The sequence below is a fragment of the Teichococcus aerophilus genome (assembly GCF_014490485.1).
Taxonomy (GTDB): domain Bacteria; phylum Pseudomonadota; class Alphaproteobacteria; order Acetobacterales; family Acetobacteraceae; genus Pseudoroseomonas; species Pseudoroseomonas aerophila.
Map to the genome: position 1 here is coordinate 43,459 of NZ_JACTVA010000012.1, position 25,571 is coordinate 69,029.

The following is a 25,571-nucleotide window of genomic DNA, read 5'->3' on the forward strand; positions in this document are numbered from 1 at the left end:
TCCCAGAAAAAAGAAGGGGCCCGGGGAGTTCTTTCCCCGGCCTTTTCCACGTTGGTGAGGCGTACGGACCCTAACCAAAACGCCGCACGCAACCCTTCAGCGCCGCCCGAACAACTTCTCGAATTCCGGCTTTCCGAAGCGCAGGAAGGTCGGCCGGCCGTGGCTGCAGGTGGCGGCGCGTGGGGTGGATTCCATCTGCCGCAGCAGCGCCGACATCTCTTCCGGCTTCAAGCGACGGCCGGCGCGGATGGAGCCATGGCAGGCCATGCGGGCGATGGCGGCATCCAGCTTGCGGTCCAGCGCCGTGGCTTCTTCCCACTCGGCCAGTTCGGCGGCCAGGTCGCGCAGCAGTGGCGCCGGGTCCGGGTTGCCGAGCAGCGCCGGCATGGCGCGCACCAGCAGGGCGCCACCGCCGAAGCCTTCGATCTCCAGGCCCAGCCTTGCCAGTGTCGGTGCGGCCTCCGCCAGCCGGGCGGCGTCCAGGGCAGGCATGTCCACCACGGCGGGCAGCAGCAGGGGCTGGGTGCGCACGGCGCCGTCCAGGAACTGGGCGCGCAGTTGCTCGTGCATCAGGCGCTCATGCGCCGCGTGCTGGTCCACCAGCACCATGGCGCCGTCGGGCGCCTCGGCGACGATGTAGGTGTCCATCAACTGCGCCACCGGGCGGCCGAGCGGGGCATCGTCGTCATGCGCCACGGGCGGGGTGGGGAGGCCGGTTTCGGCGGGGCGCCAGGCGGGCAGGGGGGCGGGCAGGCGTAGGCCAGGCTGCCAGGCGCCGGGGCGTGGCGCGGGGACCAGGAAGCCATTGTTGGCCGGGGTCTCGGCGAAGCCGGGCGGCAAGGTCGGGTGCGGCTCGGCAGCTGTGGCCAGGGCAGGTTCCGGCATGTCGCTGCTGGCCACCGGGGCCGTGCCGGCGCCGACGGCAAGGGAACGGCGCAGGGCGGAAATCAGCGCGCCACGCACCGCGCCGCCGTCGCGGAAGCGCAACTCGGTCTTCATCGGGTGCACGTTGACGTCGACAGCCTCGGGCGGCACCTCCAGGAACAGCGCAGCCACCGGGTGCCGCCCGTTGGCGATCAGGTCCCGGTAAGCCACCCGCAGTGCCGCGCGCAGCAGCGGGTCCCGCACCGGGCGGCGGTTCACCACCAGGTGCTGCTCCGCCCCGGTGGCGCGGGTGTGGGTGGGCAACGCCGCCACGCCATCCAGCGCTAGGTCGTTCCACAGCCCGTGCACCGGCACGCAGGCCCGGGCGAATTCCGGCCCCAGCAGGGCCGCGACGCGGCCGACGCGGTCGCTGGCGGCGAGGTTCAGCACCTCCCGCCCCTCGACCTCGACGCGGAAGGCCACTTCCGGCCAGGCCAGCGCCAGGCGGCGCACTGCCTCCACGGCATGGGCGGCTTCGGTCGGCGGCGTCTTCATGAACTTGCGGCGGGCGGGGGTGGCGAAGAACAGGTCCCGCACGTCGATGCGCGTGCCCGGCGCGCCGGAGGCCGGCATGACCTCGCCCTTCCGCCCGGCCTCCACCTCCAGCCGGAAGGCGTCGCCGCCCGGCGTACGGGTGGTGACGCTGAGGCGGGAGACGGCGGCGATGGAGGGCAGTGCCTCCCCCCGGAAGCCCAGCGTGGCGATGGCGAACAGCGTGGCCTCGTCCGGCAACTTGCTGGTGGCGTGGCGCTCCACCGCCATGGCCAGGTCCTTGGCAGTCATGCCTGCCCCGTCATCTTCCACCAGGATGCGGGCCAGGCCACCCCCCTCCAGCGTGACGGCGACATGGCGGGCGCCGGCATCCAGCGCATTCTCCACCAGCTCCTTCACCGCCGCGGCAGGGCGCTCCACCACTTCGCCGGCGGCGATGCGGTCGGCGGTGGTGGAGGGCAGCAGGCGGATGACGTTCATGGCAGCGTGCTTATACCCCGGCGGCGGGGGTGGGCAGAAGGGCCGCGCGCGCCGGGCGGCCAGCGCCTTTCATCAATCCTTCACAGCTTGGACGCCGCATTTCCGATAAGGGCCCGCTGCATGCAATCCGCCCTGACCGTCGAAGGGGTCTGCGTCGATTACGGCGCCAGCCGCGTGCTGCGCCAGATCAACCTGACCGTGAAGAAAAGTGAGTTCGTCGCGCTGCTGGGGGCCTCCGGCTGCGGCAAGACGACGCTGCTGCGCGCCATTGCCGGCTTCGTGCCGGTGGCGCAGGGCCGCATCGGGGTCGAGGGCCGCGACATCACCCATGCGCCGCCCGAGGCGCGCGGCAATGCCATGGTGTTCCAGTCCTACGCGCTGTGGCCGCACATGACGGTGGCGCGCAACATCGGCTACGGGCTGAAGCTGCGCGGCTGGGCCAAGGCGCGCATCGCCGCGCGGGTGGTGGAACTGCTGGCGCTGCTACGGCTGGATGGGTTGGGGGACCGGCTGCCGGCACAGCTTTCCGGCGGCCAGCGGCAGCGCGTGGCGCTCGGCCGCGCCCTGGCGGTGGAGCCGCCGCTGCTGTTGCTGGACGAGCCGATGTCCAACCTCGACGCCCGGGTGCGGGAGACGCTGCGGCATGAGCTGCGGGCCCTGCAACGGCAGCTCGGCATCACCGCCATCCACGTCACGCATGATCGGGAGGAGGCCATGACCCTGGCCGACCGCATCCTGCTGCTGCGGGATGGCGTGATCGCGCAGGAAGGTCCGCCGGAGGCGTTGTGGTCCCGCCCGGCCTCCGCCTATGTCGCCGACTTCCTGGGCGCGACCAACGAACTGGCCGTGCAGGCCGGCGGCGGTGCGGTGCGCGGCGGTGCTGGCGGCGCGGTGGCGGTGGCCCTGCCGGATGGCCCCGCCCGCCTGCTGTTCCGCCCGCAGGAGGCAACGGTGCTACCCGTGGGGGAGGCGCCGCCGCCCGGCCTGGTGTTCGAAGGCGTGGCCCGCCAGGTCACCTATCCCGGCGGCGGCTTCCGCGTCGCCATCGAGACCAGCGGGCGGCAAGTGCTGGCCGACTCCGCCTGGAGCCCCGCCGAGGGCAGCGCCGTGCGGCTGCTGGTGCCGCCTGCCGCCGCGCACGTCTTCGCTGCCACGCAGACGTAACCCAAGCGTCAGACAGCGGTCATGCGCGCGGCGTAAGCGCGCAGCCAGCCAGCGTCACGGGACGCCCGCACCCACCTGTCCGCTTCTTGAAGGTCCAAGACCATGATGCGCCGCCGCACGCTGTTCGCCGCCCTGCCGGCCCTGGCCGCCCCGCTCGCCACCCATCCCGCCGCCGCGCAGCAGCGCGTGACGCTGAACGTCATGACGGCCGGCGACCAGAACATGGTCGACTACATCACCGACTATCTCGGCCCGATGTTCGAGCGGCAGAACCCCGGCGTGAGCGTGCGCGCCGTCGGCACCGGCGCCGGCGATTCCGGCAGCCAGCGGATCTGGGAGCGGCTGGAGGCGCAGCGCCGCGCCGGTGCCACGGCCGTCGATGTCGACGTCGCGGTGGTGCACCAGTCGATGGCCGGCCGCATGGTCGCCGAGAAGCTGCTGAGCCGCTACCGGGCCGACATCTCCACCGGTGCGCTGACCACGGCCGCGGTGGCGAGCAACGCGCTGGGCCAGGATGTCGATGGCTACGTGATGCCGATGTTCAACAGCCAGGTCGCCATCGCCTACAACCCGGATCGGGTGACCGAGGTGCCGCAGACCTTCGCGGCGCTGGAAGCCTGGGCCAAGGCGCACCCGAAGCGCTTCGGCTATAACGGCATCCGCGGCGGCATGGCCGGCGTCGGCTTCGTCTTCGGCTGGACCTATGCCTTCGGCCCCGACCAGCGCCTGCTGCTGGAAGGCCCCTTCAATGCCGAGGCAGTGCGGGCGCTGACGCCCGCCCTGCAGCGCCTGAAGGCCTTCAACGCCAATGCCGTCATCACCCCCGGCAATGCCGGCACGCTGGATGCGCTGAACCGGGGCGAGATCGACATGGGCCCGGTGTGGATGGACATGTTCTACACCTGGCAGGCGGAGGGGCGGCTCAACCCCTCCATGCGTCTGGTGCTGCCGGAGAGCGGCCTGCCGGGCCAGCCGATGTACTACGTGATCCCGGACAAGGCCGCGCACGCGGCCGCGGCGCGCAAGTTCATCGAGCTGGCGACCAGCCCGCAGGTGCAGGCGGACGGCATCGTCAAGCGCTTCAACTGGCTGCCGGGCATCGATGCGCAGCATGTGCGCCAGAACCTGGACCAGGCCACCTGGAACCGCCTGTTCCGCGACATCGGGCCGGAGCAGCTGGCGCAGGGCGCGCGGCCGATGCCGCAGGCCGAGTTCTTCAAGGCCATCCAGGAAGCCTATGAGCGCGTGGTGCTGAACTGACGCCGCCCCAGGCCGAAGCCAGCCAGGCCGGAGCCAACCTGGCCGGCACCAGCCTGGACTGATCCATACCGGACCGACACGGGCCGGGGAGGGCCACGGCCTTCCCCGCGCCGATGCAGGGGTGGGCCAGGCCCTTCCCCGGATGAACATAATGCCCTTTCTGCTGGTGGCGCCGTCGCTTCTGCTGGTTGGCGCCTTCTTCCTGTTTCCGCTGCTGCTGTCCGTGCAGGGCGCCTTCATGGGCGCGGACGGGCCGACGCTGGCGCATTTCCGCACCGCCTTCGGCCTGTACCGCAACGACATGCTGGTCACGCTGCTGATCACCGGCTGCGCCACCGCGCTGATCGGCGCTGGCAGCATCGCCATCGGCGGCTACCTGACGCTCGGCGGCAGCCGCAGGGCGCGTGCCGTGCTGGCCTGGCTGTACCGCTGGCCGCTGTTCATCCCGTTCATCGTCGCCGGGCAGTCCATGCGTGGCTTCCTCGGCCAGAACGGGCTGATGAACAGCGCCCTGGTCGGCGCCGGCATGCCGGAGATGTGGGCGCAATCCTTCCTGGACTGGCGCGGCATCGTCATCACCTTCGTGTGGAAGCAACTGCCCTTCGCCACGCTGCTGATCGCCGGTGCCATGGCGGCGATGGACCGGGCGCAGATCGAGGCCGCGCAGAACCTGGGCGCCGGCCGCCTGAGGGTGCTGCTGGGGGTGGTGCTGCCGCAGGTCTCCCGCAACATCACCGTGGCGCTGATCCTCTCCTTCGTCACCATGATGGGCGTGCTCTCGGTCCCGCTGATGATCAGCGGGCAGAGCCCTTCCATGCTGACCATCCCGATGGCCTGGCGTATCAACTCGCTGGGCGACTACGCGACCGCCAATGCCCTGGGCGTCCTGGCCTGCCTGATGACCGGGATGGTGGCCTGGGTCTGGCTGCGGCAGGCGGCGGCGGAGAAAGCGAAATGAGCGCCTGGCGCTGGCTGCCCCGCATCCTGCTGCTGGTGCTCTTCGCCGGCTTCATCTTCGGCCCGGTGGCGAACCTGCTGCTGTGGAGCGTGGCCGAGTCCTGGTACTGGCCCAACCGGCTGCCCAGCCAGTATGGCTTCCGCTATTGGGAACGCGTGTTCCGGCCGGAAGGCCAGGCCATGGAGAGCCTCGGCCTTTCCATCTGGATCGCGGCGCTGGCCACGCTGGCCTGCATGGCCGTGGCCATCCCGGCGGCCTGGGCCCTGGCGCGCGCCCGGCTGCCGATGCGCGGGTTGATTCTGCTGCTGTTCCTGCTGCCGCAGGCATTTCCCAACATGCCTGTCTATATCAACATCGCCCGCGTTTTCTTCTCGCTGGGGCTGAACGGTACCGTGCTCGGCGTCGTGCTGGTGCATGCGGCGCATGGGTTGGTCTACGCCGTCTGGATCGCCGCCGCCGCCTTCGCGGCGGTGGAGGACGATGCGGTCCTGGCCGCGCGCAACATGGGTGCCGGCGCGCTGACCGCCTTCCGCACCGTGACCCTGCCGCTGGCCGCGCCGGGCATCGCCGCCAGCGCCATCTTCGTCTTCCTGGAATCGCTCGACGAATTCACCGCGTCGTTCTTCGTCGGCGCGCCGGATGTGCGGACGCTGCCCTTGCTGCTCTACTCGGCGGCGGCCGGTGGCAACATGCAGGTAGCGGCGATCACCGCGCTGATCCTGTTGGTGCCCAGCATCGTCTTCATGGCCGTGGTGCAGCGCTTTCTACGCGCCGACGTACTGGCCGGGGTGGGCAAGTAGCCCAGGTGGCGGGCGGCCTGTCGCCAGCCACGTCACGGCACTCCCGGTGATGGCGTGGTGCCACAGGGTGGCTTGGATGTCGGGCAGGGGGGAACGTGCGTCCCGTTCCACGGCCGGCATGGAGACTGGCGAAGGCTGACGGGCCCGAAGCCGCGCCTCCGCCTATCCTGCAGCGAAAAAGAGTCGGGGAATTCCTTCCCCGGCCTTCCTCAATCATCCAGCCCTTGCCAGGCGCGGATCAAACCGATCAGTCCGACGGTCGAGGAATCATGTGCGCCGACGCGCCCTTCCGGCATCAGTTCTGGCAGGATGGAGGTGGACAGCTGCTTGCCCAGTTCCACGCCCCACTGGTCGAAGGCGTCGATGTCCCACAACGCGCCCAGGCAGAACACCTTGTGCTCGTACAGCGCCACCAGCTGGCCCAGCGTATGGGCATCCAGCCGCGGCAGCAGCAGGGTGGTGCTGGGGCGGTCGCCGGGGAAGACGCGGTGCGGCAGCAGGCGCTCCACCTCGTCCGGCGCGGTGCCGGCGGCGGTCATCTCCGCCCGCACCTCGTCGGCGGAGCGGCCGCGCAGCAGTGCCTCCGCCTGCGCCAGGCCGTTGGCCAGCAGCAGCCGGTGGTTGGCGGCGTAAGGGTGGCTGGGATTGGCGATCAGCACGAAATCCGCCGGCACGGGCGTGGTGCCCTGGTGCAGCAACTGCATGAAGGAATGCTGCGCGTTGGTGCCTGGCTCGCCGAACAGGACCGGGCCGGTCAGGCGCGGCACCGGCTGGCCGCCGCGCGTGGTGCGCTTGCCCAGGCTCTCCATCTCCAACTGCTGCAGATGCGCCGGGAAGCGGGAGAGGCGGTGGTCGTAGGGCAGGATGGCGTGGTTGTCGAAGCCGAAGCCGTTGACGTGCCACACCGTCGTCAGCGCCAACAGCAGCGGCAGGTTGCGCTCGGCCGGGGCTTCCAGGAAGTGCTCGTCCATGGCGCGGGCGCCGGCGAGGAGCTGCTCGAAATCATCCCAGCCGCAGCCGAGGGCGATGGAGAGCCCGATGGCCGACCACAGGGAGAAGCGGCCGCCAACCCAGTCCTTGAAGCCGAAGACGCGATCGGCCGGCACGCCGAACTCGGCGGTGGCCTTGTGGTTGGTGGAAAGCGCGACGAGGTGCTGGCGCATCCCGTCATTACCCAGCGTCTGCTCCAGCCAGCCGCGCACCACGCGCGCATTGGCCATCGTCTCCGCCGTCGTGAAGGTTTTGGAGGCGATGAGGACCAGCGTGCGCGCCGGGTTCAGCCGCGGGCGGATCAGCTCCCAGTTATGCGCATCCGCATTGGCCAGGTAGAGCGGCCGCATCGGCGAGGCCTCGTGCCACAGCGCGCGGGTCGCCATGAAGGGGCCGAGATCGGAACCGCCGATACCGATATTGATAACGTCGGTGAAGGTCTCGCCGGTGGAACTGCGGATGTCGCCCGCATGCACGGCACGGACAAACTGCTCCATCGCCGCCAGGGTCTGCTCGACCTCCTCGCCCACCGGCTCGAACCCGCCATCGTTGCGGCGGGCCTGGAAGCCGGCAGTGGCGGGGGCGCGCAACGCCATGTGCAGGACAGCGCGCCGCTCGGTGTTGTTGACCTGCTCGCCGGCCGCCATGGCGTCACGGTCGGGCAGCACCTCCATGGCCTTCGCCACGTCCTGCAGCGCCTGCATGGCGGCGTCGTCGATCGCGGTCTTGGAGAGGTCGAGCAGGATGTCGCAGGCCTGCCAGTGGAACTTCTCGAAGCGGTCCGCATCGCGCGAGAACAGGGAGCCGATGGCGGCAGCGCCCGGCCGTTGGGCCAGGGCGGCAAGGCGGCTCCAGGCAGCGTCACGCGGGCTCGGCATCATACGTCATCCTGGATGGTCCGCCGCGCGGAAGGCGGCGGGAGGAGAATCACGCAGGGCTCGCCCCCTGCGTTCGTGACTGATTCTCTACCCCGATTCCGTGCCGCTGTCACAGTGGGCCGGCAGGCCGCCGCGCAGCCGAATCGCACAGGCGAACAACGGGGTGGAGCGCGAGCCCCGCCCCATCCCGCGCCTACAGCCCTTCCGGCTGCCCGGCGATCGTCATGGCCAGCGTATCCGGCACCAGCAGGCGCCTGGCCGCCGCCGCCGCCTTGTCCCGCCCGATGGCGCGCAGGCGTTCCGGCCGGCGCTCCAGCCAGTCCAGCGGCCGGTTGTTGCGGCGCATGGCCAGCAGCGTGCTGGAGATGCGGCGGCTGTCGGTGAATTGCAGCGGCTGGCTGCCGGTCAGGAAGGAAATGGCCTCGTCCATCTCCTCCTGCGTCGGGCCGCCATCCGCCATCCGCTTCCACTCGGCGCGCAGCACGCTCAGCGCTTCCGCCGTCTTGGCATTGGCCGTGGCGGCGGAGCCGACCAGCACGCCGCCGCCGAACATGGAATCCAGCCCGGCATAGATGCCGTAGGTCAGCCCACGTTCCTCGCGGATGGATTTCATCAGGCGGGAGCTGAAGCCGCCGCCGGAGAAGATGCGCAGCACCACCTGCGCGGTCTCCCATTCCGGGTCCGTCACCGGCAGGCCCTGCTGGCCGAACAGGACCGTGGACTGGGAGGCAGCGACCGGCACCACCTGGGTGCCGAAGGCAGTGAAATCGGGCAGCTTCGGCAGGGTGGGCGGCGTGCCTTGCGGCAGGGTGCCGAACAGCTCCGGCAGCATTGACGCCACCTGCTGCGCCGTGATGGCACCGCTGATGCCGACCAGCAGCCCGCCCCGGTGGATCTGGCGGGCCAGGATCTCCCGCATGCCGTCCACCGTCACGGTGGCCAGGCTCTCGGCGGTGCCGTTGGCGGGGCGGCCGGCGGGGTGGTTAGGGAAGGCGGCGGCCCAGAAGGCGCGGGACGCACGGCCACGCGGTCCTTCCAGCGACTGGCGGGCGCCGGCGATGGCGCGGGCACGGATGCGGCGCACCGCTTCCTCGTCGAAGCGCGGCGCCGTCATCGCCAGCCGGGCGAGTTCGATGGCCTTGGGCAGCGCCGGCAGCAGGGCGCGAAAGCCGCCATCGAAGCCATCACGGTCGACGCTGAAGCTGAGGCCGACCGCTTCGTCCCGCGCCGCATCGGCGAAGGCCAGGGCATCCAGCGTGCCGGCACCCTCGGTGAGCAGGGAGGCCGCCATGGACGCGGTGCCCTCGGCCCCCGCAGGGTCCAGCGCCGCGCCGCCATCCCAGCCCCAGGAGACGGAGACCACGGGGACGGAATGGTCCTCGGCCAGCCAGGCGGTGATGCCGCCAGCCTCGACGACCTGGATGGGCATGGAGAAACCCGGGATGTCGCTCATGCGCCGCCCACTCCCTCTGGAAGCAGCCAGCCGGTCATGCCGGGGCGGGAGAGTACGGCACGGGCCGCGGCCTCCACCTGGCCGCGCGTCACGGCGCGGATGCGGGCGGGCCAGTACTCGATGGCGTCCAGTTGCAAGCCGACGGCCAGGGCACTGCCCAGGATACGCGGCGCGGTGCCCAGGCTGTCCAGCGTCAGCAGCGCGCCGGCGGTCAGCTGGCGGATGGAGCGGGCGACCTCCTCCTCGGTCACGCCCTGGTCGAGCAGGGTGGAGAGGGTGGCCTCCAGCGCCGCTTCCAGGCGGGGCGGAGCGGTGTCGCGCAGCGGCGTCACCTGGATCTCGAAATTGCCGGTGCCGACCGAGTCGCCGTCATAGCCACAGCCGGCGGAGACGGCGAGGCCGCCCCGCACCAGCGCGTTGTGCAGGCGGGAGCCCTGGCCGCCGCCCAGCAGGTGGGCCAGCACTTCCAGCGCGTAGGCATGGCGGCTCTCGGCACCGCCGGAGATCAGGCTGGGGGCCACCCAGCCGCGCAGGAAGGCGGCTTCCTGCACCTGGGCGTCGTGCTTCACCAGCCGGGCTTCCAGCGGCGTGGCCGGCGCGAGCGCCCGGCCGCGGGAGACATCGGTAAAGGCGGCGCCGCGGGAGGCGATGCCGCCGTATTCCTGCTCCACTACCTTGGCCAACTCGTCGCGGGAGACGGCGCCGGCCACCACCAGCGTGGCATTGGCCGGGCTGTAGAAGCGGCCGAAAAAGGCCAGCATGTCATCCCGCGTCAGGCCGGCGATCTCGTCCGCCCAGCCGATCAGCGGGCGGCCACGCCAGTGCTGGCGGCCCCAGAAGGCGGCGTCGTATTCCTCGCGGAAGCGGCCGCGCGGGGTACTCTCGGTGCGCTGGCGGCGCTCCTCCAGCACCACCTGCCGCTCCGATTCCAGTTCGGCGGGCGGGAAGAGGGGGCCGGCCATGCGGTCGGCCTCCATCATCGCGACCAGCGGCAACCGGCTGGCTTCCACATGCTGGTGGTAGGCGGTGACGTCGCGGGACGTATAGGCGTTGTCCTGCCCCCCCTCCATCGCCACGCGGCGGGAGAAGGCGCCGGAGGGCACCCGTGCGCTGCCCTTGAACATCATGTGTTCCATGAAGTGGGCCAGGCCGGACTTGCCGGCGGGGTCATCCCCGGCGCCGGCACCGTAATACAGGTACTGGGCCACCACGGGCGCGCGCCGGTTCTCGGCATGCACCACGGCCAGGCCGTTGGGCAGGTGCCACAGGGCGGCGCCGAACAGGGGCTTCTCCCCGGGCGGTGGCGTGAAGGGTGCGGGTTGCGCCTGTACCGGCAGGACCGGCAAGGCGCCAAGCGCGGGGAGGGCGGCGGCGGCGGCCAGCGCGGCGCGGCGGGTCAACGGGGGCATGGTGCCTTCCCATGTTGCGTTTTCGGCACCGGGTGCAAGGGCCAAGTCCGTGACTGCGGCCGCTACAAATGTATCGGGTGTTACGTCGGCCACCAGTGGCACCACCGGCGCGGGGGCGGGCAGGCCCGCCAAGGCTTCGTCCGGCGGCTCTGGCTGTTGCCTGGGGGCCGCCGGGCGTCCTGTCATGCCGCTCAGAAAATGCTCTCGAACAGGCCCTGGCGGCGGCGCTGGATGATGGCGGTCTCGCCCTGCTCGGTATCGCGGCCAAGGGCGGCATTCTCGCGCAGGCGCTGTGCTTCGCGCTGCGGGTCCACCACGGTGCCCGGCGGCGGTGCGTCGCGCCAGAACATCAGGCGGTCCACCAGGCTGCGGTCCGGCTGCTCCAGCCGCAGGCTCTCAGAATCCACCTGGCGGCGGACGGTGTTCGGCACCGCGCCGCCGGCCTGGGCGACAAGGGCGGATTCGCCGGCGGACGGCGCGCTCGGCACGCCGACACCGTAGGCGGAGGCCGGGGCGAGGATGGCGGCGCCGGCAGCACCGCCGGTCAGCTCCTGCGGGCGGGCGGCGCCGGGGCGCGGCACGGGCAGGTCGCTGCCCAGCTGCGGCGGCAGGGAGAGCGGCGCGCGGGTGACCACGCTGAACTCATCCGGCGCATCGCGGGTGAAGCCCAGATTGCGCGCCGTATCCTGGCCGCAACCGGCCAGCAGTGGCAGGACAAGCAGGGAGAGGGCGGCGGCACGCGCCGCGATGCGGTTGGGCTGCGTCATGGCGCTTCCTTACTCGTCGTTTTGGGCTGGAACAAGGCATCCGCCATCAGGGCCAGCACGCCCAGCACGATGGCGGCATCGGCGACGTTGAACACATACCAGTGCCAGCCGGCGAACCAGGTGTCGATGAAGTCCACCACCGCGCCGAAGCGCAGCCGGTCGATGACATTGCCGATGGCGCCGCCGATCACCGCCCCCAGCGCCACCGTGGTCAGCCGGTTATGGGCGCGGGACAGCCAGCGGACCAGGAAGCCCACCACCGCCAGCGCCAGCAGGGCCAGCATCACCCGGTGCCAGGGCGCATCCCCCGCCAGCAGGCCGAAGGTGACGCCACGGTTCCACACCATGGCGAAATCCATGCCGACCACGCCCCAATCCACCAGCGGCACCCGGCCGAGCTCCGGCAGGCGCAGCCCTTCCAGGATCCACCACTTGGAGAGCTGGTCCACCACCAGCACGCCAGCGGCGATGCCAAGGCCCTGCTTCAGGCTCATGCGCCTTCCACCACGCCCTCGCAGCGGAGGCAGAGGGTGGGGTGACTTGCGGAGCGCCCGACCTCGGGCAGCACGCGCCAGCAGCGCTCGCATTTATGCCCGGCGGCGGGGGCGAAGACGGTCGCGACGCCGGGGACGCCCTCCACCGTGAAGGCATCGGCCGGAGCGTCCGTGCCCACGAGGTCCAGGCCGGAGGTGATGCACAGCTCCGCCCAGACTTCCGGCGGCAGCAGGTCGAGCTCGGAGGGCGGCAGGTGCAGCGCCGGGGCTGCCTGCAGGGAAGAGCCGATGACGCCGCCCGCCCGCGCCTTCTCCAGTGCGCCGGTCACCACGCGGCGGATGTCCCGCACCTTGGCCCACTTGGCGGCCAGCGCGTCGTCGCGCCAGTCGGCCGGGATCTCGGGGAACAGCTGCAGATGGATGCTGTCCTGCGCGTCGGGGAAGCGGGCCTGCCAGGCTTCCTCGGCGGTGAAGGGCATCACGGGGGCCAGCCAGGCGGTCAGGCAGCGGTGCAGCGCAGCCAGCACGGTGCGGGCGGCACGGCGGCGCGGGCTGCCCTTGGCATCGCAGTACAGGCTGTCCTTCCGCACGTCGAAGTAGAAGGCGGAGAGGTCGGTGGCGCAGAAGGCGTGGATCTCGGGGTACACCCCGTTCCAGTCGTAATCCTTCACGGCGCGGCGGATGCGGGTGTCCAGCTCGCTCAGCCGGTGCAGCACCCAGCGCTCCAGCTCCGGCAACATGCCGGGGGGGAGGATCTCCTCGTCCTGGAAGCCATCGAGGTTGCCCAGCAGCCAGCGCAGCGTGTTGCGCAGGCGGCGGTACAGTTCGGCCTGCTGCGCCAGGATGCCCTTGCCGATGCGCAGGTCGTCGGCGGTATCCGAATTCATCACCCACAGGCGCAGGATGTCCGCACCGTACTGCTTGGTGACTTCCTGCGGCGCGACGACGTTGCCCAGCGACTTGGACATCTTCCGCCCGGTCTCGTCCAGGACGAAGCCGTGGGTCAAAATGGCCTTGAAGGGCGGCACGCCGCGGGTGCCAACGCTCTCCAGCAGCGAGGAGTGGAACCAGCCGCGATGCTGGTCCGAGCCTTCCAGGTACAGGTCGGCCGGGAAGGTCAGGTCCCGCTCCGGCGTCAGGGTGAAGGCGTGGGTGGAGCCGGATTCGAACCAGACGTCGACGACGTCCATCACCTGTTCGTAGTCATCCGGGTTGCGGTCATTGCCCAGGAAGCGCTGGGCGGCGCCGGGCTTGTACCAGGCGTCGGCGCCTTCCTCGCGGAAGGCATGCGTCACCCGCTCCATGATGGCGGGGTCGCGCAGGGGCTCGCCGCTGTGCTTGTCGACGAAGATGGCGATGGGCACGCCCCAGGCGCGCTGGCGGCTGATGCACCAGTCCGGCCGGCCGGCGATCATGCTGCCGATGCGGTTGCGCCCCTGGTCCGGCACGAAATGCGTTTTCGCCAGTGCATCCAGCGCTTTCGTCCGGATCTGGTTCGCATCGTCCATCGCGATGAACCATTGCGGCGTGGCGCGATAGATTACCGGCTTCTTGGACCGCCAGGAATGCGGGTAGCTATGGGTAATAAAACCCTTGCCGGACAGCTTGCCCATCTCGGTCAGCGCGGCCCAGACGGGCTCATGCGCCTTGAAGACATGGATGCCAGTGAAGCCGGGCGCCTGCGTCGTGTAGGTGCCGTCATCCGCCACGCATTCCGTGACGGGCAGGCCATGGATGCGGCCGAGCGCGAAGTCGTCCTCGCCATGGGCGGGCGCGATGTGCACGACGCCGGTACCAGCCTCGGTGGTGACGAAGTCACCCTCCATCAGCGGTACGTCGAAGCCATAGCCGGGGGCACCGGCCGCCCAGCCGCGCAGCGGGTGCGCGGCGATGGCGCCGGCCAGCTCTGCGCCCTTGAAGACGCGCTTCACCGTATGGGCGCCGATGCCCACTTCCTTGGCGAAGCCCGGCAGCAGCGCCAGCGCCACGATCAGCGTGCGCCCGGTGGTGAGGAGGGAGCCTTCCTCGACCCCTTCCACATGCACCAGCGCGTAGTCGATCTCCGCGCCATAGGCGAGGCCGCGATTGGCGGGGATGGTCCAGGGCGTGGTGGTCCAGATCACCACCTCGGCCCCCACCAGGTCCGGCGAGGCGGCCGAGACGATGGGGAAGTTAGTGAACAGGATGGCGGACTTATGGTCGTGGTACTCGACCTCGGCCTCGGCCAGGGCGGTCTTCTCCACCGGGCTCCACATCACCGGGCGCAGGCCGCGATACAGGCTGCCATTCATCAGGAACTTGCCGATCTCGTCGGCAATCGTCGCCTCGGAGGAGAAGTCCATGGTGACGTAGGGGTTGGCCCAGTCGCCGAACACGCCGAGGCGCTTGAACTCCTCCCGCTGCACGTTCAGCCAGTGCTGGGCATAGGCGCGACATTCGGCGCGGAATTCCAGGACGGGGACACTGTCCTTGTCCTTGCCCTTGGCGCGGTACTCTTCCTCGACCTTCCACTCGATCGGCAGGCCGTGGCAGTCCCAGCCGGGCACGTAGCCGGCGTCGTAGCCCGCCATCTGCGCCGCGCGGTTGATGACGTCCTTCAACGTCTTGTTCAGCGCGTGGCCGATATGGAGCGGGCCGTTCGCGTAGGGGGGGCCGTCATGCAGCACGAATTTCGGCCGGCCCTTGGAGCGCTCGCGCAGCTCCTGCCACAGCGCGTTTGCCTGCCACTGCTCCAGCCAGCCCGGTTCGCGCTTCGGCAGGTCGCCCTTCATGGGGAAGGGGGTCTTGGGCAGGAAGACGGTCCCGCGATAGTCGCGGGCCGGGGCGTCGGAGGCGTCGGTCATCTGGGGTGTCCATGCCGCCGAGGGGGCGGGCTTCAGGCAGGGAAGGTAAGGCAGCGCGGCAACGGGATACCCGGCCCTCTCGTCAGAGGACCGGGCGGATAATTCGCGCCCCTGCGAGGATTGGCATCTGGACCATGCGCCGGGTTTTGCGACCCAGCGCGGCAAGGGTCAAGCAGGCTTGTACCGCCGGCCCCCTTCAACGACTCGTTGGTATCTTTATCGATGCCCTCCATTGCCAGGGCGGCACCTTGGTGGCCCCGATGCGCCGCACGCCCGGCGAGCCGCATTCGCGGCCCGGCCGACGGTGCCGCCCGCAGGTCAGCCTCTCCGGCCCTCCTTCAGGGAGAGCTTCTGCCCTCCGCCAGCGCCAGCACCGCGTCGGCGAAGGCGGCCGGCGCTTCCTGCGGCAGGTTGTGGCCGATATGCGGCAGCGTCCGCTGCTCAAACCCTCCGGTGAAATGGCGGGCATGGCGCTCGCTGCCGGCGGGGCCGGACACGCCGTCGCTGCCGCCATCCAGGCTGATGGTCGGTACGCCGATCGGCGGCTGCACGGCCAACTGGCGCTCGATCTGCTCCACCGCCGGGTCGCCCTCCACCAGGCCGAAGCGGTGGCGGTAGGAATGCACCACCACCGCGGCGAAATCCGGGTTGTCGAAGGCCGCGGCGGTGCGGGCGAAGATCGCGTCGTCGAAGCGCCACTCCGGCGACCACAACCCCCAGAGCAGCCGGCAGAATTCCTGCCGGTGCTGTGCCAGCCCGGCCGCCCCGCGCTCCCCATGCAGGTAGTACTGGTACCAGGTGCGGAACTCGGCCGCCGGGCTGGCCGGGCGGCTGGCACCGGCGATGTCCTGGATATTATAGCCGCCGCCGGTGACCAGCCCGCGTACCCGTTGCGGCCACAGCGCCGCCAGGATGCAGGCGGCCCGCCCGCCCCAGTCATACCCGGCCAGTACCGCATCGGGGATGGCTAGCGCATCCATCAGCGCCAGCAGGTCCGCCGCCAGCGCCGCCTGCTGGCCGGACCGCGGCGTATCCAGCGAGAGAAAGCGCGTCGGCCCATAGCCGCGCAGCCAGGGCGTGATCACCCGCGCGCCCCTGGCGGCCAGCAAGGGGGCTACCTCGTCATAAGCATGCACGTCGTAGGGAAAGCCGTGCAGCAACAGCACCGGCCAGCCATCCGGTTCACCTTGCTCACGGTAGGCCACCCGCAGGGCACCGGCTTCGATCTGCTTGAGCATGATGGTTCATCCTCCCCGGCGCTCTCCGGCGCCGTGGGGGAATAATGGGCCATTCCGGGGGTGGGCGTCAGCACCAGAGCGCGTGATGGCTCGTGGGTAGGAGAGAAGGCTGGGGGAAGGAATTCCCCCAGGCCCCCATCTTTTTTCTTCGAGTTCTATTCATCGCTCAGGACTGGCGGCGGTGCTTGGACGGTATGATACGCCGGAGTGGGCAGGGGACGGTGGATACGCCTGATGCTTTGCGCTTCCGCCAGTCAATGAGTTTGATTTTAAATAAAAATCAGTATTTTAACCATTGCGCGCCACGCCCTGTCGCAAAGACAAAACCCAAACGCGCAGAAAAGAAAGAAGGGGTTTCAGGGGAATTCATGCACCTTCACCCCATCACCCCGCGCGCAGGATCTCCCGGGCCGACGCCGCATCGGCCGCGATCTGGGCTGTCAGTTCCGGCAGCCCGGAGAACTTCTTCTCCGCGCGCAGGAAGGCCACGAGGCCGACGCTGACCTCCTGCCCATACAGATCCTCGGCGAAATCGAACAGATGCGCTTCGACCCGGCTTTCCGTCCCGCCCACGGTGGGGCGGGCGCCGATATTGGCCACGCCGTCCACCACGCGCCCATCCGCCAGCCGCACCCGCACCGCATAGACGCCGCGTGCGGGTTCCAGGTGGCGGCCGAGCGGCACGTTGGCGGTGGGGAAGCCGATGGTGCGGCCGCGCTTGTCGCCATGGCTGACCGGGCCGCAGATCTCCCAGACCCGGCCCAGCTTGCGCGCCGCCCGTTCCGGGTAGCCATCCTGCAGCACCCGCCGGATGCGGGAGGAGGAGAGCGGGCCCTCGGCATCGGAGACTGGCGGCACCACGGTGATGCCTATGCCCAGTTGCTCGGCGTGGTGGGAGAGGAAGGCGACGTCGCCGCCCCGGCGGTAGCCAAAGGCGAAATCCATGCCGCAGGCCAGGTGCCTGGCGCCCAGCGCGCCGTGCAGCACATCGCGCACGAACTGGTCGGCCGGCATGGCGGCCAGGGTGGCATCGAACGGCAGGGCGAGGACGAAGGCGCAGCCGAGGGCGGAGAGCTGCTCCAGCTTCGCCGGCAGCAGGGTCAGGCGGAAAGGCGGGTCCTCGGGGCGGAAATGCTCGCGCGGATGCGGCTCGAAGGTCAGGGCGCCGAGCTTCAGTTCGGGCCTGCCGGCATGGGCGGCGGCCAGCACGGCGCGGTGGCCCAGATGCATGCCATCGAAATTGCCCAGCGCCAGGGTCGCGCCGCGCGCTTCCTCCGGCACCGCCCTCCAGTCGCGCAGCAGCAGGGTCATCGCTGGGAGGGCGCCACCCACTTGTCGGCCTTGGGGGCACTGAAAGCGGCCAGCGCGTCCAGGGCTTCCATCGGGTCCGCGGTGAAGCTGGCGATCGGGCGCTGCTCCGGCTTCACGAAGCCATTGGCCACCATGTGGTCGAACAGCTGGGCCATGCCCTGCCAGTAGCCGTCGGTATCCAGGAACACCAGGCCCTTGTTGTGGATGCCCAGCTGCGTCCAGGTGAAGGCCTCGACCGCCTCTTCCAGCGTGCCGACGCCGCCGGGCAGCACGACGAAGCCGTCCGACAGGTCGGCCATCATCTTCTTGCGCTCATGCATGGTGCCGACGACGTGCAGGTGCGTGATGGCGCCGTGGCCGACTTCCCGCCGCATCAGCACCTCGGGGATGATGCCCGTCACCTCGGCGCCCGCCTTCATGGCGGCGTCGGCGACGATGCCCATCAGCCCGACCTTGCCGCCGCCATAGACCAGGCCCAGCCCGCGTGCCGCGATCGCCTCGCCCATCGCACGGGCGGCATCGGCATAGGCGGGGTTCACGCCCGGGTTGGCGCCGCAGAACACGCAGATGCGCTTGAGGCCCGGCTGGGTGGACTGGTCGGGGGCGAAATCGGTCACGGTCTCTCCGTTCGAAGACAGGGCAGGCGGAGGCGATTATCCGCTGGGATTAGACCCGGTGGCCTGGATGGACAAGGCCGGGCACCAGCGGCACAACCTCAAGCCCGTTGAAGATGGAGAGTTGCCCATGCCTGCCACCCGGATCGGTTCCAGCCAGCAATTGCTCGAGGAGCTGCGCGCCTGGGTGGAGCATGAGACCCCGACCACCGACCCCGCCGCCATCGACAGCCTGATGGACAAGGCCGAGGCCGAGCTGCGCGCCGTGGGCGCGGTGGTCGAGCGCATTCCCGGCCGGGACGGCTTCGGCGGCCAGTTGGTGGCACGCACGCCGCCGTCCTCGGCCCTCAGCAACGGGGCGCCGGTGCTGGTCTCCGGCCACATGGATACGGTGTGGGACCATGGCACGCTGGAGAAGGTGAATGCCTTCCGCGTCGAGGGCGACAAGGCCTATGGCCCCGGCATCTACGACATGAAGGCCGGCAGCTTCGCCGCCTTCTATTCGATGCGCGAAATTCTCCGCCAGGGCATCAAGACGCGCCGGCCGATCACGCTGCTGCTGACCTCGGACGAGGAAGTGGGCAGCCCCACCAGCCGGGCGCTGATCGAGGCCGAGGCGAAGCGCGCCTGCGCCGTGCTGATCCCCGAGCCCGCCGGCAACCCGGGCAAGGCCTGCGTCACGGCGCGCAAGGGCGTCGGCCGCTTCGTGGTGAAGATCACCGGCCAGGCTGCCCATGCCGGCGGCAACTGGGAGGAAGGCGCCAGCGCTGTGGTGTCCCTGGCGCGGCTGATCACGCAACTGCATGCGCTGGTGGACCTGCCGGGCGGCACCACCACCAATGTCGCACCGATCTGGGGCGGCACGCGCCCCAACGTCATTCCGAACGAGGCCGGCTGCGAGGTGGATTTCCGCGTCGCGACGGTCGCGGATGGGGAGCGGATCGTCGCCACCGTGATGGCGATGGCGGGAAAGCAGCCGGACGGCACCACCATCACCATCACCGGCGGCATGAACCGCCCGCCGATGGAGGAAGGGCCTGGTGCCCTGGCGCTCTACGCCAAGGCCAAGGCGGCCGCGGCGGGGCAGGGCTACGATTTGCCGAAGCAGCATCGCGGCGGTGGCTCCGACGGCAACTTCACCGCGGCGCTGGGCATCCCGACACTGGATGGGCTGGGTTGCTCCGGCGCCGGCGCCCATGCGGAGTTCGAGCACATCCTGTGGGAAGAACTCTCCGCGCGCACGGCGGTGCTGTGCGAGCTGCTGGAGACGCTGGAGTAGGCAGTACCGGACACGCAAAAGGCCGGGGCATTGCCACCCCGGCCTTACGACAGGCGCCCAGCCGGAAAACCGGCTGGCACCGGGGCACCCCACCGCAGCGGCTGCGGCGGACATGCCCTGTGAATGCGCCAGATCGAATGACCGGCGCCTCCGGCTGGTGTCAGCCGGTGGCGGTCACGCCTGGGCCGCCAGCGGCGCGGCGTCGTCCATTTCGGGCCGTTCCCGTAGCTGGCTTTCCTTCACGACGCGCTCATGCCCGTCACGATCATTGCGGACGCGGTATTCCCGGTCAGCGGCGTCGTTCGGCAGCAGGCGCAGGATCGTGTAGGTCCCGTGGGAGCCTTTGGGCTCAAACTTGCCAGGCACGAAAAGCAGGCTCTGTCCGATAGCGAAGCTGTGCAGCGGCATGTTCGGTCCTGGCGGATCGAGAGTGGCGGAGATCCTTGAGAGGACCTCCAGGTCTGGCGGCCCGCGCGCCAGACGACCAACAGCTTACCCCAAGACGTCGAGGACGATCCGGCGGATCTCCGCCGGCGTCAGGCCGGTGGTCTCGGCCGGGCGCGCATTGGTCGCGGCCTTGTCGGCAAAGGGGGAAGGGGCGTTAAGTTGATGAGACACTGAGTACACGTTTTCCTCTTGGGCAGCATCTTGCCGATGCCATCCCGCATAGTAAGAAGTCGAATTGAAATCATAATGGACCGGCGGGATCGCAGGTCCGGACTGGTGCGAAGGCCAGTCTCAGGTCCTGGCTCGTCCCGGAAGGTTCCGGGGGCCAAGGACCCGGGCAGGCACCGGGTGCCTGCCCGTTCGCCGTGTTCGCGGGGGGCGAGCCCCCCGCGAGCAATCAGGCGTTCTTCAGGTCGCCGGCGGACAACTTGCCCTGCTGGCCACGCTGCAGCTCGTAGGACAGGCGGTCGCCCTCGCGGGGCTCCTGCATGCCAGCGCGCTGGACGTCAGAGATGTGCAGGAACACGTCCTTGGAGCCATCTTCCGGCTGAATGAAGCCGTAGCCCTTGGTTGCGTTGAACCACTTAACGGTGCCGATCGCCATGGTGAATTTCCGTTCATGACTAAGGATTCCAGCCCGCCACACGGCGGGGAGGATCAACTTCGCGCGGAAACGGGCACCAAGCTCACTCGAACGAGAAAGAAGGAAAGGCCGAAAACCAAACGAGACTGACGAGAAGCAAGATGGGCCTGCGGGACCGGTAATACAAGCTTTTATTATCCGGCCGCGAAATCGACCTCAGGCTCATCTGCCAGTCCGCAAGTTTTTCCGAATCTTTCAAAAGTCGACCGGATTCATCATCTTCTGGAACACTGGCACCGCAGCGGCCAGCAGGTCGACCCGCGCACGCTCCCGCGGGCTGTGGGCCGTGTCCATCACTTCGGGGCCCAGGATGGCGCAGGGGGCGATGTCCTGCAGTTCGCTGGCATCGGTGCCGAAGGGCCTGGTCTCGGCGGCATGGCCGGTCGCCCTCTCCACCAGGCGGATGAAAGGGTGGTCCGCCGCCGTCTCCGGCGGCAGGCCCTGGCGGATGACGGTCAGCCCGATGCCGGCACGCTCGGCCGCCGCCTGCACCTCGGCCACGATCGGGCTGGGGTCGATGCTGCGGCTGTAGCGGAATTTTATGCGCGCGGTCGCCACGGGCACGGTTACGTTCACCGCCGCGCCATGATTGTCCAGCACCAGGTTGAAGTCGGAGAAGGGCGGCGCGTAGGCGGCGTCGTGCAGGCTGGCATCGTCGCGCAGCCGCTGCTGGATCTGCCGCATCTCCACCAGGAAGGGGATCAGCGCCCAGTTGGCGTTGCGGCCGATGCCCAGCGAGGAATGCGCCTGCACCCCTTCCGACACCGCCAGGAAGTCGATGTTGCTGCGGTGGCCGCGGACCGGGACCATGCCGGTGGGCTCCGCCACGATGATGCCGCGCGGCGCTGCGCGGCGGGCAAGGGCGGAACGGTCCGCGATCAGCCGCGCACCCTGCTTGGTGGTCTCCTCGTCCGTCGTGATCAGCAGCGTCGCCGGGGCATCCGCCGGCAGGGTGCGGGCGGCGACGATGCAGGCGGCCAGCGGGCCCTTCATGTCCGCCGCGCCCAGGCCGTGCAGCACGCCGTCCTGGTCGATGCGGCCGCTGAACGGGTCATCCGCCCAGCCGGTGTCCGGTACGGTGTCCATGTGGCCGGAGAGCGCTACGCCGCCGGGCGGGCCGCGATGCGCCACCAGCACGCATTTGGCCACGCCGCGCGGGTCGGTGAAGTCCAGCCGCTCCACCTCGAACCCCGCCAGCTCGGCGACGACGCGGTCCGCCAGGGGGTTGTTGCTGACGAAGCTGCGGCTGTCGATGCGGACGAGGTCGGCGGCCAGGCGGGCCACGGGATCGATGGTGTTCATGACATGCGACTACACCTTGCGGGCCGTCCCACGGCAAGCCAGGGTTACGCCCCGATGACGCATCCCGCCTATCTTGACCCCCGCACCGGCCAGACCTGGCCCCTCGAAACCCCGCGCTGGTGTGGCCCGGACGGGCAGCCGCTGCTGCTGACCGACCTGCCCGGCATCGGCCGGGAGCAGATCGTGGCCAGCGAGCGCTCCATCTGGCGCTACCGTGCCGCGCTGCCCTTCGCGCCCGAACTGCCGATAACGCTGGGCGAGGGCTGCACGCCGCTGCTGGCCAGCCAGTGGGGCGGCGCGCCGGTCCGCTTCAAATGCGAATGGTTCATGCCCAGCGGTTCCTTCAAGGACCGTGGTGCCTCCGTCATGCTCTCGCTGCTGCGGGCGCAGGGGGTGAATCATGTGCTGGAGGATTCCTCCGGCAATGGCGGCGCCGCCATCTCCACCTACGCCGCCGCCGGCGGGATGCGGGCGAAGATCCTGGTGCCCGATTCCACCAGCCCGGCAAAGACGGTGCAGTCCCGTGCCGCCGGCGCGCAGATCGACCTGGTGCCCGGCAGCCGGCAGGATTGCGCCGACGCGGCCCTGGCCCAGGCGAAGGACATCTTCTACGCCAGCCACAACTGGCACCCGTTCTTCCTGCACGGCACCAAGACCCTGGCCTACGAGCTGTGGGAGGATCTGGGCTTCCAGGCGCCGGACAACGTCATCGTCCCGTGCGGCGCCGGCTCCAACGTGCTCGGCTGCGGTATCGGCTTCGGGGAATTGCTGCGCGCCGGGCAGATCAGCCGCCTGCCGCGCATCTTCGCGGCGCAGCCGGCGCATTGCGGCCCCATCGCCCGCGCCTTCCTGAACGCGCCGCAGGAGGCCGTGCAGCCCACCATCGCCGAGGGCACCGCCATCGCCCAGCCGATCCGCACGCCGGAAGTGCTGCGCGTGCTGCATGAGAGCCGTGGCGGCGCCGTGCTGCTGGAAGAGGCCGAGATCGCCGAGGCAACGCGCGGCCTGGCGCGGCAGGGCCTGTATGTGGAGCCCACCTGCGCCCAGGCCGCGGCGGCCTTCGCCCACCTGCTGGCCGCCGGCACCATCCGGGCCGGTGAGACGACGGTAGTGGTACTGACCGGCACCGGCCTGAAGGCCACCCAGCGCCACGCGCAGCTGATCGGCATGAAGCTGTGACGGCCGCGCCGGAGGCGGCGCCCCCGCCGCAGGCCGCCACGCCCTCCGGCGGGCCACGCATCGCCTTGCTGGGCTTCTCGATCGAGTGCAACCGCTTCGCCCCTGCCGCGACCGCCGAGGATTTCCGCGTGCGGCTGGAGGGCGAGGCGATCCTGGCCGATGCCCGCAGCCGGGCGCCCCGCGCGCTGGCGGAGATGCCCGGCTTCGTCCAGGCGATGGACAAGGCCGGCCCCTGGCAGCCGCGCCCGATCCTGCTGGCGATGGCCGAGCCGAACGGCCCGGTGGAACACGCCGCCTTCGCCGCCATGATGGCGACCTGGCGCGCCGGGCTGGAGGCGCTGCGCGGGCAGGTGGACGGCGCCTACTGCGTGCTGCACGGCGCCGGCCTGACTACCGAACTGGATGACCCCGAGGGCGCGTTGCAGACGCTGGTGAGGGAGGTCCTTGGCCCCCACGTGCCGCTGGTGTGCAGCTACGACCTGCACGCCAATGTCTCGGACGTCATGGTGCGGGATTGCGATGCCTTCGTCGGCTACCGCACCAACCCGCATCTGGACATGCGGGAACGCGGCATGGAATCCGCCGCGCTGCTGCGCCGCCTGCTGGCGGGCGAGCGCTTCCATCGCGCCTTCCGCCGCCTGCCGATCGTCGCCCCCAGCGTCAGCCTGCTGACCTCCGAGGGACCGTATGCCGAGATCATCAATCTCGGCCAGGCGCGGGCCAATGTGCTGGGCGCGCCCAAGGTGGCCAATGTCTCCGTCATGGCGGGCTTCGCCTATGGCGACACGCCGTTCAACGGCTTCGCCATCATCGTCACCGGCCCGGACCAGGCGGCGTGCGAGGCACTGGCCGACGAACTGGCCCGCGCCAGCTGGGAACGCCGCGCCCGCTTCGTGGCGAAGCTGACCTCGCTACGCGAGGCGGTGGAACGCGCCGTGACCAGCGAGGTGCCGCTGTGCTTCGCCGATGTCGCCGACAATCCCGGCGGCGGTGGGCGCGGCAACACCATGTACATCCTGGAGGCCTTCCATAAGGCCGGGGTGCAGGATGCGCTGTTCGGCATCATCCACGACCCGGAGCTGGCGGCGGAGGCACATGCGCTGGGGCAGGGGGCCAGCTTCACCGCCCGCTTCAACCGGGGCGGTGCGCAGGGCTTCAGCAAGCCGTTCAGCGCGCCAGCCACGGTGCGGGCGCTCTCCGGCGGCAAGGTGGCCGGGCGGCGCGGCATCTTCGCCAACACGGCCATCGAGCTGGGCCCGACGGCGGCGCTGACGCTGGGCGGCATCACCGTGGTGGTGGTCAGCCGCCGCACGCAATGCGCGGACCCGGTGTTCCTGGAGCATCTGGGCATCGATATCGCCAGCGCCCGCGCGCTGGTGGTGAAGTCCCGTGGCCATTTCCGCGGCGGCTTCGACGAGTTCTTCTCCGCGCCGCGCATTATCGAGGTCGACGTGCCTGGGCTGACCTCTCCGGTGCTGGACCGCTTCGAATGGAAGAAGCTGCCGCGCCCGGTGCTGCCGTTGGACCCGGAGACGCGCTGGGGCGGCTAGGGCGTAGAGCATGGTGCGTGAACGGAGGTGAATGCATCCTTCTTCAGGAAGGATCGGCATTCGAGGTTGGACAGGAAGGCCGGGGAAGGAATTCCCCGGACCCCATCTTTCTTCTGCGAGTCTTACGGGTGTGGCCGATGCGGCGTCGGCCTTTCCGGGCCAAGGGTGGGGTTACGCCCGAGGTTGATGGTTGGGCCCGGTGGCCCATGACCTTTCCCACGGCCGCACCTGCCTGCCCTGAAGCCCCACGCCAACTGACAGAAAAAGATGGCGTCAACGTCTACGTTTGCGCGGGGGAATTCCTTCCCTGAGCTTCCCTTCCGCCTGAGCCGAATGTCGACTGGCCTTAACCGGGGCGCACTCCGCCCCGCCTGCCGGAACGAAAATCCTTCGATCCTGCGCTGCGGCAAGATTTTCTTAAGCCGTCGCATGGAATCCTGGCCTGCGAAGGAGATTCCGATGGCGACTTACAAGGACATGCAATCGGCCAGCAGCATCAGGAACTGGTCCCTGATCGTGGCCATCTTGACGCCACTCGCTCTGATCGGGATGGCGATGCAATGGGCGAACGGCAAGACCGACGAGAACTCGCTCAGCCTGTTCCTGGTTCTTCTGGTGGCCTTCCCGGTCTCGCTGTGGATGTTCGGCGTCCATCGCCAGAAGGTCGAGCGCCTCCACGCCATCCTGCTCGCTGACGACGACCTCATGGCCCGCTTCATGCAGGACGCGCACGATGCCGAGGTCACGGAACTCCGCAGGTCCATCGAGCGGTCCTACAGAGACATCGCCGCCGCCGAGCATGATGGGGAATGGGACAAGGTGCAGCGGCTGAGAGGGCAGATCGCCGTCGCCGAATCCAAGCTGCGCGAACTGGGTGCCTGACGCCCGACAGCCGGGTCGCGGATGCTGCGGCAACGCCTTCCGCTGCCCATCGGTGCCACGGCAACCGTGTCCAGCGCACGGCCTGGGACGGATCGACATGCAGCCTTTGGGCAGGAGGGCCGGCGAAAGAATCCCCCGAGCCCCATTTTTCTATGAGTCTTTCGGTGCCCGCCGTGGCGGCGTCAGCCCTTCTACGCTCAGAGCGAGGTTACGT

At 69.9% G+C, this 25,571-nt stretch carries 22 protein-coding genes; 8 read left to right on the forward strand and 14 right to left on the reverse strand.

Features of this window, described 5'->3' with window-relative positions:
- Nucleotides 1-96 precede the first annotated feature (96 nt).
- Nucleotides 97-1,896 (reverse strand): DNA mismatch repair endonuclease MutL, encoded by a 1,800-nt coding sequence (mutL, locus tag IBL26_RS09160; RefSeq protein WP_187784173.1) that lies wholly within the window; start codon nt 1,894-1,896, stop codon nt 97-99.
- Between the two features lie 120 nt (nt 1,897-2,016).
- Between mutL and IBL26_RS09165 the strand changes: the two genes are divergently transcribed.
- The 4 genes from IBL26_RS09165 to IBL26_RS09180 all read left to right on the forward strand — a co-directional run bounded on the left by IBL26_RS09165 (nt 2,017) and on the right by IBL26_RS09180 (nt 6,078).
- Nucleotides 2,017-3,060 (forward strand): ABC transporter ATP-binding protein, encoded by a 1,044-nt coding sequence (locus tag IBL26_RS09165; protein WP_187784174.1) that lies wholly within the window; start codon nt 2,017-2,019, stop codon nt 3,058-3,060.
- Between the two features lie 102 nt (nt 3,061-3,162).
- On the forward strand, nt 3,163-4,320 hold the full coding sequence (locus IBL26_RS09170) for an extracellular solute-binding protein (protein WP_241749189.1): 1,158 nt from the start codon (nt 3,163-3,165) through the stop codon (nt 4,318-4,320).
- A gap of 151 nt (nt 4,321-4,471) precedes the next feature.
- On the forward strand, nt 4,472-5,278 hold the full coding sequence (locus IBL26_RS09175) for an ABC transporter permease (RefSeq protein WP_206684180.1): 807 nt from the start codon (nt 4,472-4,474) through the stop codon (nt 5,276-5,278).
- Nucleotides 5,275-6,078 (forward strand): ABC transporter permease, encoded by an 804-nt coding sequence (locus tag IBL26_RS09180; RefSeq protein WP_187784176.1) that lies wholly within the window; start codon nt 5,275-5,277, stop codon nt 6,076-6,078. The genes IBL26_RS09175 and IBL26_RS09180 overlap by 4 nt, the downstream gene beginning before the upstream one ends.
- Nucleotides 6,079-6,287: 209 nt before the next feature.
- On the opposite strand, the gene pgi is transcribed toward IBL26_RS09180, so the two are convergent.
- The 9 genes from pgi to IBL26_RS09225 all read right to left on the reverse strand — a co-directional run bounded on the left by pgi (nt 6,288) and on the right by IBL26_RS09225 (nt 18,078).
- Nucleotides 6,288-7,946 carry a glucose-6-phosphate isomerase gene (gene pgi, locus IBL26_RS09185; RefSeq protein WP_241749190.1) on the reverse strand — a complete coding sequence of 553 codons (1,659 nt, stop codon included), beginning with the start codon at nt 7,944-7,946 and terminating at the stop codon, nt 6,288-6,290.
- A 193-nt stretch (nt 7,947-8,139) separates the two neighbouring features.
- A complete protein-coding gene (locus IBL26_RS09190) occupies nt 8,140-9,399 on the reverse strand; it encodes a M16 family metallopeptidase (RefSeq protein ID WP_187784178.1) in 1,260 nt (419 codons plus the stop codon).
- On the reverse strand, nt 9,396-10,808 hold the full coding sequence (locus IBL26_RS09195; RefSeq protein ID WP_187784179.1) for a M16 family metallopeptidase: 1,413 nt from the start codon (nt 10,806-10,808) through the stop codon (nt 9,396-9,398). Before IBL26_RS09195 ends, IBL26_RS09190 begins: the two co-directional genes overlap by 4 nt.
- A gap of 191 nt (nt 10,809-10,999) precedes the next feature.
- Nucleotides 11,000-11,575, reverse strand: coding sequence for a DUF3035 domain-containing protein (locus IBL26_RS09200; RefSeq protein WP_187784180.1), 576 nt, complete (start codon nt 11,573-11,575; stop codon nt 11,000-11,002).
- Nucleotides 11,572-12,069: a signal peptidase II gene (gene lspA, locus IBL26_RS09205; protein WP_187784181.1), complete on the reverse strand. Its 498-nt coding sequence runs from the start codon at nt 12,067-12,069 to the stop codon at nt 11,572-11,574. Before lspA ends, IBL26_RS09200 begins: the two co-directional genes overlap by 4 nt.
- A complete protein-coding gene (gene ileS / locus IBL26_RS09210) occupies nt 12,066-14,912 on the reverse strand; it encodes an isoleucine--tRNA ligase (RefSeq protein ID WP_187784182.1) in 2,847 nt (948 codons plus the stop codon). The genes lspA and ileS overlap by 4 nt, the downstream gene beginning before the upstream one ends.
- Before the next feature lie 338 nt (nt 14,913-15,250).
- Nucleotides 15,251-16,150 carry an alpha/beta fold hydrolase gene (locus IBL26_RS09215; RefSeq protein WP_187784183.1) on the reverse strand — a complete coding sequence of 300 codons (900 nt, stop codon included), beginning with the start codon at nt 16,148-16,150 and terminating at the stop codon, nt 15,251-15,253.
- Nucleotides 16,151-16,534: 384 nt separating this feature from the next.
- On the reverse strand, nt 16,535-17,461 hold the full coding sequence (locus IBL26_RS09220) for a bifunctional riboflavin kinase/FAD synthetase (protein WP_187784184.1): 927 nt from the start codon (nt 17,459-17,461) through the stop codon (nt 16,535-16,537).
- Nucleotides 17,458-18,078: an LOG family protein gene (locus IBL26_RS09225; RefSeq protein ID WP_187784185.1), complete on the reverse strand. Its 621-nt coding sequence runs from the start codon at nt 18,076-18,078 to the stop codon at nt 17,458-17,460. The genes IBL26_RS09220 and IBL26_RS09225 overlap by 4 nt, the downstream gene beginning before the upstream one ends.
- Before the next feature lie 127 nt (nt 18,079-18,205).
- Here IBL26_RS09225 and IBL26_RS09230 point away from each other — a divergent pair, with 127 nt between their 5' ends.
- A complete protein-coding gene (locus IBL26_RS09230; protein WP_187784186.1) occupies nt 18,206-19,354 on the forward strand; it encodes a M20 family metallopeptidase in 1,149 nt (382 codons plus the stop codon).
- A gap of 174 nt (nt 19,355-19,528) precedes the next feature.
- On the opposite strand, the gene IBL26_RS09235 is transcribed toward IBL26_RS09230, so the two are convergent.
- The 4 genes from IBL26_RS09235 to IBL26_RS09245 form a co-directional block, all read right to left on the reverse strand.
- Nucleotides 19,529-19,762 (reverse strand): hypothetical protein, encoded by a 234-nt coding sequence (locus IBL26_RS09235; RefSeq protein ID WP_187784187.1) that lies wholly within the window; start codon nt 19,760-19,762, stop codon nt 19,529-19,531.
- Between the two features lie 84 nt (nt 19,763-19,846).
- Nucleotides 19,847-19,972, reverse strand: coding sequence for a hypothetical protein (locus IBL26_RS25890; RefSeq protein WP_277817301.1), 126 nt, complete (start codon nt 19,970-19,972; stop codon nt 19,847-19,849).
- A 226-nt stretch (nt 19,973-20,198) separates the two neighbouring features.
- On the reverse strand, nt 20,199-20,405 hold the full coding sequence (locus IBL26_RS09240) for a cold-shock protein (RefSeq protein ID WP_187784188.1): 207 nt from the start codon (nt 20,403-20,405) through the stop codon (nt 20,199-20,201).
- Nucleotides 20,406-20,639: 234 nt separating this feature from the next.
- A complete protein-coding gene (locus IBL26_RS09245) occupies nt 20,640-21,746 on the reverse strand; it encodes a M20/M25/M40 family metallo-hydrolase (protein WP_187784189.1) in 1,107 nt (368 codons plus the stop codon).
- 54 nt (nt 21,747-21,800) lie between these two features.
- Here IBL26_RS09245 and IBL26_RS09250 point away from each other — a divergent pair, with 54 nt between their 5' ends.
- From IBL26_RS09250 to IBL26_RS09260, 3 genes are all read left to right on the forward strand, one after another.
- Nucleotides 21,801-22,925: a threonine synthase gene (locus IBL26_RS09250; protein WP_187784190.1), complete on the forward strand. Its 1,125-nt coding sequence runs from the start codon at nt 21,801-21,803 to the stop codon at nt 22,923-22,925.
- On the forward strand, nt 22,922-24,475 hold the full coding sequence (locus IBL26_RS09255; protein WP_187784191.1) for a M81 family metallopeptidase: 1,554 nt from the start codon (nt 22,922-22,924) through the stop codon (nt 24,473-24,475). The genes IBL26_RS09250 and IBL26_RS09255 overlap by 4 nt, the downstream gene beginning before the upstream one ends.
- A 459-nt stretch (nt 24,476-24,934) precedes the next feature.
- Complete coding sequence (locus tag IBL26_RS09260) at nt 24,935-25,357, forward strand: hypothetical protein (protein WP_187784192.1); 423 nt, start codon at nt 24,935-24,937, stop codon at nt 25,355-25,357.
- Nucleotides 25,358-25,571: the final 214 nt, after the last annotated feature.

Excerpts from the sequence above, each read along its gene's own strand:
- mutL (WP_187784173.1), bottom strand. The coding sequence starts at position 1,896 with ATGAACGTCATCCGCCTGCTGCCCTCCACCACCGCCGACCGCATCGCC.
- IBL26_RS09165 (WP_187784174.1), top strand. The coding sequence starts at position 2,017 with ATGCAATCCGCCCTGACCGTCGAAGGGGTCTGCGTCGATTACGGCGCC.
- IBL26_RS09170 (WP_241749189.1), top strand. The coding sequence starts at position 3,163 with ATGATGCGCCGCCGCACGCTGTTCGCCGCCCTGCCGGCCCTGGCCGCC.
- IBL26_RS09175 (WP_206684180.1), top strand. The coding sequence starts at position 4,472 with ATGCCCTTTCTGCTGGTGGCGCCGTCGCTTCTGCTGGTTGGCGCCTTC.
- IBL26_RS09180 (WP_187784176.1), top strand. The coding sequence starts at position 5,275 with ATGAGCGCCTGGCGCTGGCTGCCCCGCATCCTGCTGCTGGTGCTCTTC.
- pgi (WP_241749190.1), bottom strand. The coding sequence starts at position 7,946 with ATGCCGAGCCCGCGTGACGCTGCCTGGAGCCGCCTTGCCGCCCTGGCC.
- IBL26_RS09190 (WP_187784178.1), bottom strand. The coding sequence starts at position 9,399 with ATGAGCGACATCCCGGGTTTCTCCATGCCCATCCAGGTCGTCGAGGCT.
- IBL26_RS09195 (WP_187784179.1), bottom strand. The coding sequence starts at position 10,808 with ATGCCCCCGTTGACCCGCCGCGCCGCGCTGGCCGCCGCCGCCGCCCTC.
- IBL26_RS09200 (WP_187784180.1), bottom strand. The coding sequence starts at position 11,575 with ATGACGCAGCCCAACCGCATCGCGGCGCGTGCCGCCGCCCTCTCCCTG.
- lspA (WP_187784181.1), bottom strand. The coding sequence starts at position 12,069 with ATGAGCCTGAAGCAGGGCCTTGGCATCGCCGCTGGCGTGCTGGTGGTG.
- ileS (WP_187784182.1), bottom strand. The coding sequence starts at position 14,912 with ATGACCGACGCCTCCGACGCCCCGGCCCGCGACTATCGCGGGACCGTC.
- IBL26_RS09215 (WP_187784183.1), bottom strand. The coding sequence starts at position 16,150 with ATGCTCAAGCAGATCGAAGCCGGTGCCCTGCGGGTGGCCTACCGTGAG.
- IBL26_RS09220 (WP_187784184.1), bottom strand. The coding sequence starts at position 17,461 with ATGACCCTGCTGCTGCGCGACTGGAGGGCGGTGCCGGAGGAAGCGCGC.
- IBL26_RS09230 (WP_187784186.1), top strand. The coding sequence starts at position 18,206 with ATGCCTGCCACCCGGATCGGTTCCAGCCAGCAATTGCTCGAGGAGCTG.
- IBL26_RS09235 (WP_187784187.1), bottom strand. The coding sequence starts at position 19,762 with ATGCCGCTGCACAGCTTCGCTATCGGACAGAGCCTGCTTTTCGTGCCT.
- IBL26_RS09240 (WP_187784188.1), bottom strand. The coding sequence starts at position 20,405 with ATGGCGATCGGCACCGTTAAGTGGTTCAACGCAACCAAGGGCTACGGC.
- IBL26_RS09245 (WP_187784189.1), bottom strand. The coding sequence starts at position 21,746 with ATGAACACCATCGATCCCGTGGCCCGCCTGGCCGCCGACCTCGTCCGC.
- IBL26_RS09250 (WP_187784190.1), top strand. The coding sequence starts at position 21,801 with ATGACGCATCCCGCCTATCTTGACCCCCGCACCGGCCAGACCTGGCCC.
- IBL26_RS09260 (WP_187784192.1), top strand. The coding sequence starts at position 24,935 with ATGGCGACTTACAAGGACATGCAATCGGCCAGCAGCATCAGGAACTGG.